Here is a 12,977-nt window from a genome sequence, read left to right as displayed (position 1 = left end):
AGTGACAGAACAACAACGGTCGTTCGACGATATCGTCGCGCGCGAACAAGGGTTGCGCCACGCGCTGACGTCGGGGCAGATGGCGATGATCGCGATCGGCGGCGCGATCGGCACGGGGCTGTTCCTCGGCAGCGGTTTCGCGATCGGGCTCGCCGGCCCGAGCGTGCTGGTTTCGTATGCGATCGGTGCGTTGATCGCGCTGCTGCTGATGGGCGCGCTCGCGGAAATGACCGTCGCGCACCCCACGGCCGGCTCGTTCGGCGCCTATGCCGAGCACTACGTCGGCCCGCTCGCGGGGTTTCTCGTGCGCTATGCGTACTGGTTCGCCGTTGTATTCGCGATCGGCACCGAAATCAGCGCGATCGCCGTGTTCATGAAGTACTGGTTTCCGGCCGTGCCCGGCTGGTACTGGGTGATCGGCTTCTCCGCGCTACTGATCGCGGTGAACCTCGCGAGCGTCACGCTGTACGGCACCGTCGAATACGCGTTCTCGCTGCTGAAGATCGCGGCGATCGTCGTGTTCATCGTGCTCGGCGCGTTGCTCGTGTGGTCCGCGCCGGCCGCATCGGGCATCGGTTTCGCCAATTACACCGCGCACGGCGGTTTCATGCCGAAGGGGCCGTGGGGCACCTGGGTCGCGGTGATCGTCGCGATCTTCAGCTACATGAGCATCGAAGCGGTCGCGATCGCGGCCGGCGAGGCGCGCGATCCGCAGCACGCGGTCACGCGCGCATTCCGCTCGACCGTGTTGCGGCTCGTGCTGTTCTACCTGCTGACGCTCGCGCTGATGCTCGCGATCGTGCCGTGGACGCAGGCCGGCACCGACGAAAGCCCGTTCGTGAAGGTGATGGCCGCGACGCACGTGCCGTACGCGGCGGGCGTGATCAACTTCGTGCTGTTGATCGCGGCGCTGTCGGCGATGAACAGCCAGCTCTACGTGACGACGCGGATGATGTTCAGCCTGTCGCGCGCGCGCCTCGCGCCCGCGGTGTTCGGCCGGCTCGGCGCGAACGGCGTGCCGCGCGCGGCGCTGTGGATCTCGACGAGCGGCGTTGCCGTCGCGGCCGTACTGGTCGCGCTCGCGCCCGATACCGCGTTCACGGTGATGATGGCGATCGCGATGTTCGGCGCGCTGTTCACGTGGCTGATGATCTTCGTCACGCACCTGCGGTTCCGTTCGCGGTATCGCGGCCCCGCGCTCGCGTTCCGGATGTGGGGGCACCCGTTCGGCAGCCTGCTCGGCGCGGGGCTCGTCGCGGCGATCCTGCTGACGACCGCTTTCACGCGCGAATTCCGGATGACGATGGTGGTCGGCGTCGTGTTCGTCGTGCTGCTGACGCTCGCCTACGCGCTGCATTACCGGCACCAGCACGCGCGCTGACGCCGGCGCCGCTGCCCGCGCCGTTCTTCGGTCGCTAAGGTTCCGTTAAGCGGGCGGCGACCACATTCGATCCTGTCTGCAACGCGCGCCGGTCCGCACCGTCGCGCCGTTTCCTGCAAAAAGGCTTCGAATGAACAAACTTCCCGAAATCACGCTCGCGTTCTGGATCATGAAGATCGGCGCGACGGGGCCGTGTTGTTCGGCGTGCTGGTCGCGATGGCCGTCTATGCGAGGATCGTCCAACCGGCCCGCAAGCGACGGCGCGTGAAAAGGAAAAGGGCTTTTTTCCGTCCTGCGCGGCTCAGTGGCGGCCGGTGCTGCCGAACCCGCCTTCGCCGCGATCGCTCTCGGTGAATTCGTCGACAATGTTGAACTGCGCCTGCACGACCGGCACGATCACGAGCTGCGCGAGGCGTTCGAACGGATTCAGCACGAACTCTGTCTGGCCGCGGTTCCACGTCGAGACCATCAACTGGCCCTGGTAGTCGGAGTCGATCAGGCCGACGAGGTTGCCGAGCACGATCCCGTGCTTGTGGCCGAGGCCCGAGCGCGGCAGGATCAGCGCCGCATAGCCGGGATCGGCGAGGTGGATCGCGAGGCCCGTCGGCACCAGTGTCGTTGCGCCGGGCTGCAGCGTAACCGGTGCGTCGAGGCATGCGCGCAGGTCGAGGCCGGCGCTGCCGGTCGTCGCGTAGGCGGGCAGGTAGTCGCGCATGCGCGCGTCGAGAATCTTCAGGTCGAGTTTCATGCGGTCGTCGAATCGGTCGGGAAGGGCGCGGCGGCAAGCGCTGCCGCGCGGAGATCAGATCAGGCGGTTGTCGGGCAGGCGCTTCGCGATTTCGGCCACGAGCGTGTGCGCGAGTTCTTCCTTGGGCGCGCGCGGCAGGCGCGTGAGGCCGGCGGCCTCGAACAGCACGACTTCGTTGTCGTCGCGGCCGAACGTCAGCGGGCCGAGGTTGCCGACGAGCAGCGGCACGTTCTTGCGCTTGCGCTTTTCGTCGCCGTGCACGTCGAGGTCGCCGCTTTCGGCCGCGAAGCCGACGCAGAACGGCGCATCGGGCAGCGCCGCGACCGATGCGAGGATGTCGGGGTTCTCGACGAACGCGAGCGCCGGCATCTTGCGGTCGGCCGTCTTCTTCATCTTGTGCTCGGCCGGCTGTTCGACGCGCCAGTCGGCGACCGCGGCCACCGCGATGAAGATGTCGGCATCGGCGACCGCATGCATCACCGCATCGTACATCTGCTGCGCGGTCTGCACGTCCTGGCGGTACACGCCCCACGGCGTGTCGAGCGCGACCGGCCCGGCGACGAGGTGCACGTCGGCGCCGGCCTGCTGCGCGGCGCGCGCGAGCGCGAAACCCATCTTGCCGCTGGAGCGGTTCGTCAGGCCGCGCACCGGGTCGAGCGGTTCGAACGTCGGCCCGGCCGTGATCAGCACGCGGCGGTGCGCGAGCACCTTCGGCGCGAAGTGCGCGACGATCGCTTCGTAGATCGCCTCGGGCTCGAGCATGCGGCCGTCGCCGACTTCGCCGCAGGCCTGCGCGCCCGAATCGGGGCCGAGCACCGACACGCCGTCCGCGCGCAGTTGCGCGGCATTGCGCTGCGTGGCCGGGTTCTGCCACATCTGGCGGTTCATCGCGGGGACGACGAGCAGCGGGCAGTCGCGTGCGATACACAGCGTCGACAGCAGATCGTCGGCGAACCCGTGCGCGAGCTTCGCGAGGAAATCCGTCGACGCGGGCGCGATCACGATCGCGTCGGCTTCGCGCGACAGGTCGATGTGCGCCATGTTGTTGTCGATGCGCGCGTCCCACTGGCTCGTATAGACGGGCCGGCCCGACAGCGCCTGCATCGTGACGGGCGTGATGAACTGGGTGGCGGCGTCGGTCATCGCGACCTGCACGGTCGCGCCGGCCTTCACGAGCAGCCGCGTGAGTTCGGCGATCTTGTAGCAGGCGATGCCGCCCGTCAGGCCGAGAACGAGGTGTTTTCCTGCGAGTTCTGCGTGTGCCAACTCAGGCCTCCTGGGGTCGAACGGAACGGCCGGCGCGAAGCCGGCCGTCGACACGGAGTATGCGCGCTCAGCGCGCGCCGCGCACGCGCCGCAGCTCGTCGTAGATCAGCAGCACCGCGCCGACCGTGATCGCGGAATCGGCGAGGTTGAACGCCGGGAAGTGCCACGCGCCGACGTGGAAATCGAGGAAGTCGATCACGTGGCCATAGACGAGCCGGTCGATCACGTTGCCGAGCGCGCCGCCCAGGATCAGCGCGAGCGACACGCTGAACAGCCGCTGATGGCCGTGGCGCTTCAGCAGGAAGCAGATCACGAGCGTCGCGCCGATGCCGAGCGCGGTGAACGCCCAGCGCTGCCAGCCGCTCGCGGTCGACAGGAAGCCGAACGCGGCGCCGCGGTTGTACACCAGCACGAGGTTGAAGAACGACGTCAGCGCATGCTGCGCGCCATACGCGAACGTCTTGAGGATCGCGATCTTCGACAGCTGATCGAACAGGATCACGATCAGCGAAATGCCGAGCCAGGGCGCGAGCGCGCCGCTGGCCGGTTTCGACAGGGTCTTCGCCATATTTAAGCAGCGCTCCGGATTTCGCCGTTTTCAAACAGGTTCGAGAAGCAGCGGCCGCACAGCGTCGGATGATCGGCGTGCGCGCCGACATCTTCGCGGTAGTGCCAGCAGCGTTCGCACTTCTGGTACTTCGACGCGGCCACGTCGACGCTTTCCTGAGCTTCGTCGTCGACCTTCACGACGGTCGCCGCCGACGTGATCAGCACGAACTTCAGGTCGTCGCCGAGGCTCGTGAGCGCGTCGTAGCGCGCGCCGCTCGCATGCACGGCCACTTCGGCCTGCAGCGACGAACCGATGCGGTTCGCGGTACGCGCTTCCTCGAGCGCCTTCGTCACGTTGCCGCGCACGTCGCGCAGCAGCGCCCACTTCTCGATCAGCGCGGCCGAGCCGGCGACTTCCGGATACGCGTAGTAGGTTTCCGTGAAGATCGTGTCGCTCGCCGGCTGGAACACCTTCCACGCTTCTTCCGCCGTGAACGACAGGAACGGCGCGAGCACGCGCAGCAGGCCGTGCGTGAGGTGATACAGCGCGGTTTGCGCGGAGCGGCGCGCGCGCGAATCGGCGGCGCTCGTGTACAGGCGATCCTTCAGCACGTCGAGGTAGAAGCCGCCGAGGTCTTCCGAGCAGTACGTCTGCAGCTTCGCGACGACCGGGTGGAATTCGTACTTCTCGTAGTGGCCGAGCAGTTCGGTTTGCAGTTGCTGCGAGAACGCGACCGCATAGCGGTCGATCTCGAGCCATTCGTCGACCGGCACCGCGTGCTGCGCGAAATCGAAATCCGACAGGTTCGCGAGCAGGAAGCGCAGCGTGTTGCGGATGCGGCGATAGCCTTCGGTCACGCGCTTCAGGATTTCCTCGGAGATCGCGAGCTCGCCCGAGTAGTCGGTCGAGGCGATCCACAGGCGGATGATTTCCGCGCCGAGACGGTTCGCGACTTCATGCGGGTCGATGCCGTTGCCGAGCGACTTGCTCATCTTGCGGCCTTCGCCGTCGACCGTGAAGCCGTGCGTGAGCAGGCCCTTGTACGGCGCGCGGCCGTCGATCATCGATGCGGTCAGCAGCGACGAGTGGAACCAGCCGCGGTGCTGGTCCGAGCCCTCGAGGTACAGGTCGGCCGGGAACTGCAGCTGATCCTTATGCGAGCCGCGCAGCACGTGCCAGTGCGTCGTGCCCGAGTCGAACCACACGTCGAGCGTGTCGCGGTTCTTCTCGTACAGGTTCGCGTCGTCGCCGATCAGCTCGCGCGGGTCGAGCGATTGCCACGCCTCGATGCCCGACTGCTCGACGCGCTTCGCGACTTCCTCGAGCAGCTCGAGCGTGCGCGGGTGCAGCTCGCCGGTTTCCTTGTGCACGAAGAACGCCATCGGCACGCCCCACTGGCGCTGGCGCGACAGCGTCCAGTCGGGACGGTTCGCGATCATGCTGAACAGGCGCTGCTTGCCCCACGACGGGTAGAACGCGGTCGCGTCGATGCCTTCGAGCGCGGTTTCGCGCAGCGTCTTGCCGCCGTCTTGCGGCGTCACGTCCATGCCGGCGAACCACTGCGACGTCGCGCGGTAGATGATCGGCGTCTTGTGGCGCCAGCAGTGCATGTAGCTGTGCTTGTAGTGCTCGCTGCGCAGCAGCGAGCCGGCTGCGTTCAGCGCGTCGACGACCTTCGGGTTCGCGTCCCAGATCGACAGGCCGCCGAACAGCGGCAGCGATTCGATATAGCGGCCGTCGCCCATCACCGGGTTGATGATGTCCGAATCGGTCATCCCGTGCGCCTTGCACGACTGGAAGTCCTCGATACCGTACGCAGGCGACGAGTGCACGACGCCGGTACCCGTGTCGGTCGTCACGTAGTCGCCGAGGTAGACGGGCGCGGTGCGCTGGTAGCCGGGGTGGGCCGACGCGAGCGGGTGGTGGAAGCGCAGGTTCGCGAGCTTCACGCCGGGCGCGGTCGCGACGACGCGGCCGGTCAGCTTGAAGTCGGCCATGCACGCTTCGACGCGCTCTTGCGCGATGATCAGCAGCCCGCGCTCGGTGTCGACCAGCGCGTAGACGATCTCCGGATGGAGGTTCAGCGCCTGGTTGGCGGGAATCGTCCACGGCGTGGTGGTCCAGATCACGATGCCGCCCTCGGCGCGCGGCAGCGCCGGCAGGCCGAACGCGTGCGCGGTCTTTTCCGGTTCCGCGAACGCGAACATCACGTCGATCGTCGGGTCGGTGCGGTCCTTGTACTCGACTTCCGCTTCCGCGAGCGCCGAGCCGCAGTCGAAGCACCAGTTGACCGGCTTCAGCCCGCGATACACGTAGCCCTTCTCGATGATCTTGCCGAGCGCGCGGATTTCTTCCGCCTCGTTCACGAAGTTCATCGTCTTGTACGGGTTGGCCCAGTCGCCGAGCACGCCCAGGCGCTTGAAGCCGACCTTCTGCTTCTCGATCTGCTCGGTCGCGTACGCGCGCGCCTTGCTCATCACTTCGGCCGCCGGCAGCGACTTGCCGAACTGCTTCTCGATCTGGATCTCGATCGGCATGCCGTGGCAATCCCAGCCCGGCACGTACGGCGCGTCGAAGCCGGCCATGTTGCGCGACTTGACGACGACGTCCTTCAGGATCTTGTTGACCGCGTGGCCGAGGTGGATGTCGCCGTTCGCATACGGCGGGCCGTCGTGCAGGATGAACTTCGGCCGGCCCTTGCTGGCCGCGCGGATCTTCTCGTAGATGCCGCGCTCTTCCCACTCCTTGACCCACTGCGGCTCGCGCTTGGGCAGGTCGCCGCGCATCGGGAACGGCGTGTCGAGCAGGTTGACCGGATACTTGGCCTGCGGTTTCGAATCGGCTTTCTTGTTGCTCATGATGGGATCGCTATCTAAATCGGGGACGCTCGGGCGTCGTGAATCGGGTAGGCGCGCGACAGGGCGGCGCGAGGGGGCGGCGAGGCGCCGCCGTCCGGATCAGCTAATTCGGTCGGTGGCCGACGTCGCGAAGCCCGTCGCGCGGCTGCCCGGCGCACGGTCGCGTTCGACGAAGTACGCGCGCGCATTCGCGACGTCCAGCGCGATCGCGCGCGACAGCGCCTCGAGATCGTCGAACTTCGCCTCGTCGCGCAGCTTCTTCAGGAATTCGACGCGGATCAGCTTGCCGTACGCGTCGCCGTGCCAGTCGAGCAGGTGGACTTCGAGCAGCACGCGGCCCGAATCGTCGACGGTCGGGCGCAGCCCGAGGCTCGCGACGCCCGGCAGCGGCTCGGGGCCGAGGCCGTGCACCTGCACGACGAAGATGCCCGCGAGCGCCGGCCGCTTGTGCGCGATCGGCAGGTTCAGCGTCGGGAAGCCGAGGTCGCGGCCGAGCTTGAGCCCGTGCGCGACGTGGCCGCTGATCGCGTAGCCGTGGCCGAGCGCCTGCGCGGCCGCGTCGAGATCGCCCGCGGCGAGCGCCGCGCGCACGCCGGAGCTGGAAATGCGCGTGCCGTCGCTGCCGGACACCGTGCCCATCTGCTCGACCTCGAAGCCGTGCAGCTCGCCGGCCGCCTTCAGCGTGTCGAAGGTGCCCGCGCGCTTCGCGCCGTAGCAGAAATCGTCGCCGACCATCATCCAGCGCGCGTGCAACCCGTTCACCAGCGTGCGCTCGACGAACGCCTGCGGCGACTGGCTCGCGAAGGTGTGGTTGAAGTGCTCGACGACGACGCGGTCGACCCCGTGGTCGCGCAGCGCTTCCAGCTTGTCGCGCAGCATCGCGATGCGCGGCGGCGCGCCGGCCGGGTTGAAGAATTCGCGCGGGTGCGGCTCGAACGTCATCACGCACACGGGCAGGCCGCGTGCGTCCGCTGCCGCGCGCACGCGCGCGAGCAGGGCCTGGTGGCCGCGATGGACACCGTCGAAGTTGCCGATCGTCAGCGCGCACGGGGCGCGGCTCTCGGCGTTGGGCAGGCCGCGGAAGACTTTCACGATAGCGGATGCAGCGTCGGGGGATGGGCGGTGGGATGCCGCAAAGCAGAAGATTATAAACGTTCGGGCGGCCCGACGGCCGAGAAGGCGGGAATCGCGAGGGCGAATGGTAAAATTCGCGGATGAAAAAACTCGTGATCCTGATTTCCGGTCGCGGCAGCAACATGGAGGCCATCGTCCGCGCGTGCGCGCAGGAACGCTGGCCGGCCGAGATTGCCGCCGTGATCGCCAACCGGCCCGATGCGGCCGGGCTGGCTTTTGCCGCGTCGCACGGGGTGGCGACGGCGGTGGTCGACCACCGGTCGTTCGACGGCCGCGACAGCTTCGACGCGGCGCTCGCCGCGGAGATCGACCGTTTCGCGCCCGATCTCGTCATCCTTGCCGGCTTCATGCGCATCCTCACGCCCGCATTCGTCAGACGATACGAGGGTCGGCTGCTGAACATCCATCCGTCGCTGCTGCCGAGCTTCAAGGGCATCCACACGCATCAGCAGGCGCTGGATGCGGGCGTCGCGCTGCATGGCGCGAGCGTGCATTTCGTCATTCCCGAGCTCGACAGCGGCGCGATCGTCGCGCAGGGCGCGGTGCCGGTGCGCGCCGGCGACGACGCGGCCGCGCTCGCGCGGCGCGTGCTGACGGTTGAGCACGCGCTGTATCCGCGCGCGGTGCGCTGGTTCGTCGACGGGCGCCTGCGCCTCGAGCACGGCCGTGCAGTGGTGGCGCCCGAAGAGGCGCGCTGGATTTTCGCGGATCAACCGCAAACCGAAACGAGTGAGGGCGTATGAAGCTGCACGGATTCCTGATCGGCCAGACCGAGACTTTGCTGGCCGAGGTGCTGAAGTTCGCCGGCCCCGCCGACGCGACGACGAGCCGGTTCTTCCGCGCGCACCCGAAGCTCGGGCATGCCGAGCGCGGCGTGATCGCCGAGGCCGTGTTCGCGGTGCTGCGCCGGAAGATGGAGTTTTCGCATCTGGCCGAGAGCGGCACGGGCACGCCCGCGCGGCGCCTCACGCTGCTCGGCCTGATGCAGACGATGGGGCGCAATGCGCTGAAGCCGTTCCTGTCCGACACCGAGTCCGCGTGGCTCGAGCACGTGTCGAAGATCGACCCGGCGAGCCTGCCGGTGCGCATTCGCACGAACCTGCCCGACTGGATTCACCAGGCGCTGTCGACCCGTTTCGATGCCGACGAGCTCGCGCAGCTCGCCGCCGCGCTGAACTACCCGGCGCCGCTCGACCTGCGCGCCAACGCGCAGAAGGCGAGCCGCGACCAGGTGATCGAGGCGCTGCGCGTGAGCGGCATCGACGCGGGCGCGACGCCGTTCGCGCCGTTCGGCGTGCGCGTGGTCGGCAAGCCGGCGCTGACGCGCCTGAAGCTGTTCGAGGAGGGTGCGATCGAGGTGCAGGACGAAGGCAGCCAGCTGCTGTGCTCGCTGGTCGCGCCGCGGCGCGGCGAGATGGTCGTCGATTTTTGCGCGGGCGCGGGCGGCAAGACGCTCGCGCTCGGCGCGATGATGCGCTCGACCGGACGTCTCTATGCGTTCGACATCTCCGAGAAGCGCCTCGCGAAGCTGAAGCCGCGCCTCGCGCGCAGCGGGCTGTCGAACGTGAACCCGGTGCTGATCGACAGCGAGCACGACGCGAAGATCAAGCGGCTCGCCGGCAAGATCGACCGCGTGCTGGTCGACGCGCCGTGCAGCGGCCTCGGCACGCTGCGCCGCAATCCGGACCTGAAGTGGCGCCAGACGCGCACGGCGATCGACGAGCTGACGCCGAAACAGGCGTCGATCCTCGCGAGCGCCGCGCGGCTCGTGAAGAAGGGCGGCCGCCTCGTCTACGCGACCTGCAGCGTGCTCGACGCCGAGAACGAGCGCATCGTCGAACAGTTCCTGGCCGATCATCCCGACTTCGTGCTGGTGCCGGCGCAGCAGGTGCTGGCCGACCAGCGCATCGAACTCGAGACGGGCGATTACCTGTCGCTGTGGCCGCACCGCCACGCGACCGACGGCTTCTTCGCCGCGGTGCTCGAGCGCCGCGCCGCGCAGTAAGGCGGCTCGGACGGACGATGGAGAGTCTGCAGAGCCGCCTGCTGTCGCACCGGCTGGCATCGGTGATTCGCGATTTCCACCAGCCGGTGATGATCTGGCAGGCGGCGATCCTCGTCGGGGCGCTGTGCTTCGCCTGGGTGGCCGCGCGCGTCGTGCACGGTCGGATCGATGAGCACCGGCGGGCGGCCGGACGCGCGCCGGGCGCGGGCGCGCAGAGCCTGAAACGTGCGCTGTTTCCGCTGTTCGGCAGCGTGTTCGTCGGCGGCGCGCAGCTCGCGTTCGACCCGTTCATGTCGACGTCGCTGCTGTCGCTCGCGCTCGTGCCGCTGTTCGGCATCGGACTGATCTACGTGCTGTTCTTCTTCGCGCGGCGCGTGTTCGCGCGCGACGGCCATACGCACGCGTGGCTGTCGATCGTCGAGAAGATCGTGTCGACCGTCGTGTGGGCCGCGATGGTGATGACGGTGCTGGGCATCCAGCGCGACGTGCTCGGCTGGCTCGACAGCGTGCAGTTCCGGGTCGCGACCGCGCACCTCACGCTGCTGTCGGTGATTTCCGGCGCGCTTTGGGTGTGCGTGACGCTGATGGTCGCGATGTGGCTCGGCTCGGTGCTCGGATCGCCTGTCGCGCGCGAGCACGCTCGATGCGAACCTGAAGGTCGTGCTGTCGCGGGTCGGGCGCGCGCTGCTCGTGTTCACGGCGATCCTGATCGGCTTGTCGCTCGTCGGCATCGACGTGACGGTGCTCGGCGTGTTCGGCGGCGCGGTGGGCGTCGGCCTCGGTTTCGGGCTGTAGAAGATCGCGAGCAACTACGTGTCGGGCTTCATCATCCTGCTCGACCGCTCGTTGCGGCTCGGCGATGCGATCAGCGTCGGCGGGCTGCAGGGCGTCGTCACGCAGATCCGCACGCGCTACACGGTCGTGCGCGGCCTCGACGGCAACGAGACGTTGATTCCGAACGAGAAGCTGATCACCGACGTCGTGCAGAACCAGTCGTCGTACCTGACGCGCGGCTATGCGAAGGTCGCGGTGCAGGTCGCTTACACGAGCGACGTCGAGCAGGCACTCGCGTTGCTCGCCGACGCCGCGAAGGACGTGCCGCGCGTGCTGGCCGAGCCGGCGCCGACCGCGTACCTCGTGAGTTTCGGCGCCGACGGGATCGATCTGGAGCTCGGCTTCTGGATCGAGGATTCGGCGAAAGGCACGTCGGGCGTGCGCTCGAGCGTGAACCGCAACATCTGGCGGCTGTTCAGCGAGCACGGGATTTCGATTCCGTTCCCGCAGCGCGAGGTGCGCGTGGTCGGGCTGCCGGATGGCTTTCCCGCGGCGGCGGGCGTGGCGGCCGGGCTCGAGCCGGCGGCAGCCAACGGTGCGCTGGACGGGCACGCGTTGGACGGGCACGCGCCGGCGGCGTAGCGGGCACGGGCGGTCAATCGTACCGATCCCGCGGTCGAAACCGGATCGCGAGCCCTACCCAGTCCGCACATGGACCGCGCGGATTGCGTCAGGGCAAGAAAATATTCATTTTTTACAAAGACTTGGAACGGTTGAAGTAAAATTCCGGTCTACACGCGGTATGCTTTCATTCTTCTGACGCCAGCGTGGCGTCGCTCTCATCACGGGTAACTGCCTTGTTGAATTCTGTGCTCGATTTTCTTTCCCACGGGCTCCTGCGTTTTTCGTGGTGGCAAGTCGCGTTGTTCGCGCTCGCCGTCACGCACGTCACGATCATCGGCGTGACCGTCTACCTGCACCGCTGCCAGGCGCACCGCGCGCTGGAGCTGCATCCGATCGCGAGCCACTTCTTCCGCTTCTGGCTGTGGATGACCACCGGCATGCTGACCGGCCAGTGGGCCGCGATTCACCGCAAGCACCACGCGAAATGCGAGACCGAGGAAGATCCGCACAGCCCGCAGACGCGCGGTATCTGGAAGGTGTTCCTCGAGGGCGCCGAGCTGTATCGCGCGGAAGCGAAGAACGAAGAGACGATGCGCAAGTTCAGCCACGGCACGCCGAACGACTGGCTCGAGCGCAACGTCTACTCGAAGTATCCGATTCTCGGCATCAGCATGATGATGGTGATCGACGTCGCGCTGTTCGGCGTGCTCGGCCTCACCGTGTGGGCCGTGCAGATGGTCTGGATTCCGTTCTGGGCCGCGGGCGTCGTGAACGGCTTCGGTCACTTCTGGGGCTATCGCAACTTCAATTCGGCCGACGCGAGCACGAACCTGTTCCCGTGGGGCATCGTGATCGGCGGCGAGGAACTGCACAACAACCACCACACGTTCGCGACGTCGGCGAAGCTGTCGAACAAGTGGTACGAATTCGACATCGGCTGGATGTACATCCGCATCATGTCGGCATTCGGTCTCGCGAAGGTGAAGAAGGTCGCGCCCACGCCGCGCCTGAACAAGCCGAAGACGGTGCTCGACCAGGAAACGCTGCAGGCCGTGCTGTCGAACCGCTACGAAGTGATGGCGCGCTACGGCAAGGCCGTGAAGCGTGCGTACCGCCAGGAGCTCGCGCACCTGAAGGAACTCGGTTCGAGCGAGAAGTACCAGCTGATGCGCGGCGCGCGCAAGTGGTTCCACAAGGACGCCGACGGCCTCGACGAGCCGCAGAAGAAGTTGCTGCCGGAAATCTTCGCGAACAGCCAGAAGCTGCATACGTACTTCCAGCTGCGCCAGGATCTGGCCGCGATCTGGGATCGTTCGACCGCGTCGCGCGAACAGCTTCTCGCGCAATTGCAGGATTGGTGCCATCGCGCAGAACAAAGCGGCATCAAGGCGCTGCAGGAATTCGCGACACGCCTGCGTCGCTACGCCTGATTCGAAATCGATTAGAATCTCAGGACGTCACAAACCCCGCGTTGGCGGGGTTTTTTCATTTGGGTCGCCGGTTTTTGACGGATCGGCGCCGCCGCGATTGGTATGAGGCTTGGGGCCGGAGTAAGTGCTAAAGCGCTCACTCCGGCCGACCGCGAAGCATGGGACCCAAGTAAGCGCTGAAGCGCTAACTTGGGTCGACCGCGTAGC

9 protein-coding genes and 1 pseudogene are annotated in these 12,977 nt (G+C 67.3%); 5 read left to right on the top strand and 5 right to left on the bottom strand.

The genetic code is table 11. The features are described 5' to 3' along the window. Position 1 precedes the first annotated feature (1 nt). Positions 2–1,381: an amino acid permease gene (locus CFB89_RS13130; protein ID WP_089468277.1), complete on the top strand. Its 1,380-nt coding sequence runs from the start codon at positions 2–4 to the stop codon at positions 1,379–1,381. 301 nt (positions 1,382–1,682) lie between these two features. Here the strand turns inward: CFB89_RS13130 and dut are convergent, their stop codons facing one another. The 5 genes from dut to CFB89_RS13105 form a co-directional block, all read right to left on the bottom strand. Further along, positions 1,683–2,129 carry a dUTP diphosphatase gene (gene dut, locus CFB89_RS13125; RefSeq protein ID WP_089468249.1) on the bottom strand — a complete coding sequence of 149 codons (447 nt, stop codon included), beginning with the start codon at positions 2,127–2,129 and terminating at the stop codon, positions 1,683–1,685. A 54-nt stretch (positions 2,130–2,183) separates the two neighbouring features. After that, positions 2,184–3,395: a bifunctional phosphopantothenoylcysteine decarboxylase/phosphopantothenate--cysteine ligase CoaBC gene (coaBC, locus tag CFB89_RS13120; RefSeq protein ID WP_089468248.1), complete on the bottom strand. Its 1,212-nt coding sequence runs from the start codon at positions 3,393–3,395 to the stop codon at positions 2,184–2,186. Positions 3,396–3,462: 67 nt separating this feature from the next. Further along, positions 3,463–3,963, bottom strand: coding sequence for a signal peptidase II (lspA, locus tag CFB89_RS13115; RefSeq protein ID WP_089468247.1), 501 nt, complete (start codon positions 3,961–3,963; stop codon positions 3,463–3,465). Positions 3,964–3,965: 2 nt separating this feature from the next. Then, entirely contained in the window at positions 3,966–6,803 is a 2,838-nt protein-coding gene (gene ileS / locus CFB89_RS13110) for an isoleucine--tRNA ligase (protein WP_089468246.1), read from the bottom strand. Between the two features lie 99 nt (positions 6,804–6,902). After that, positions 6,903–7,895: a bifunctional riboflavin kinase/FAD synthetase gene (locus CFB89_RS13105; protein WP_050017542.1), complete on the bottom strand. Its 993-nt coding sequence runs from the start codon at positions 7,893–7,895 to the stop codon at positions 6,903–6,905. A 122-nt stretch (positions 7,896–8,017) separates the two neighbouring features. Between CFB89_RS13105 and purN the strand changes: the two genes are divergently transcribed. The 4 genes and pseudogenes from purN to CFB89_RS13085 all read left to right on the top strand — a co-directional run bounded on the left by purN (position 8,018) and on the right by CFB89_RS13085 (position 12,770). Further along, positions 8,018–8,680 (top strand): phosphoribosylglycinamide formyltransferase, encoded by a 663-nt coding sequence (gene purN / locus CFB89_RS13100; RefSeq protein WP_089468245.1) that lies wholly within the window; start codon positions 8,018–8,020, stop codon positions 8,678–8,680. Further along, on the top strand, positions 8,677–9,942 hold the full coding sequence (locus CFB89_RS13095) for an RsmB/NOP family class I SAM-dependent RNA methyltransferase (protein WP_089468244.1): 1,266 nt from the start codon (positions 8,677–8,679) through the stop codon (positions 9,940–9,942). Before purN ends, CFB89_RS13095 begins: the two co-directional genes overlap by 4 nt. A 17-nt stretch (positions 9,943–9,959) precedes the next feature. Continuing rightward, a pseudogene (locus CFB89_RS13090) lies at positions 9,960–11,358 on the top strand (mechanosensitive ion channel family protein). 215 nt (positions 11,359–11,573) lie between these two features. Next, positions 11,574–12,770 (top strand): acyl-CoA desaturase, encoded by a 1,197-nt coding sequence (locus tag CFB89_RS13085; protein ID WP_089468243.1) that lies wholly within the window; start codon positions 11,574–11,576, stop codon positions 12,768–12,770. The last annotated feature ends 207 nt before the right edge of the window (positions 12,771–12,977 follow it).

The organism is Burkholderia sp. AU16741, assembly GCF_002223345.1.
GTDB classification, from domain to species: Bacteria; Pseudomonadota; Gammaproteobacteria; order Burkholderiales; family Burkholderiaceae; genus Burkholderia; species Burkholderia sola.
Note: the sequence above shows the minus strand (reverse complement) of the source record. Positions and strands in the feature narration are given on the sequence as shown.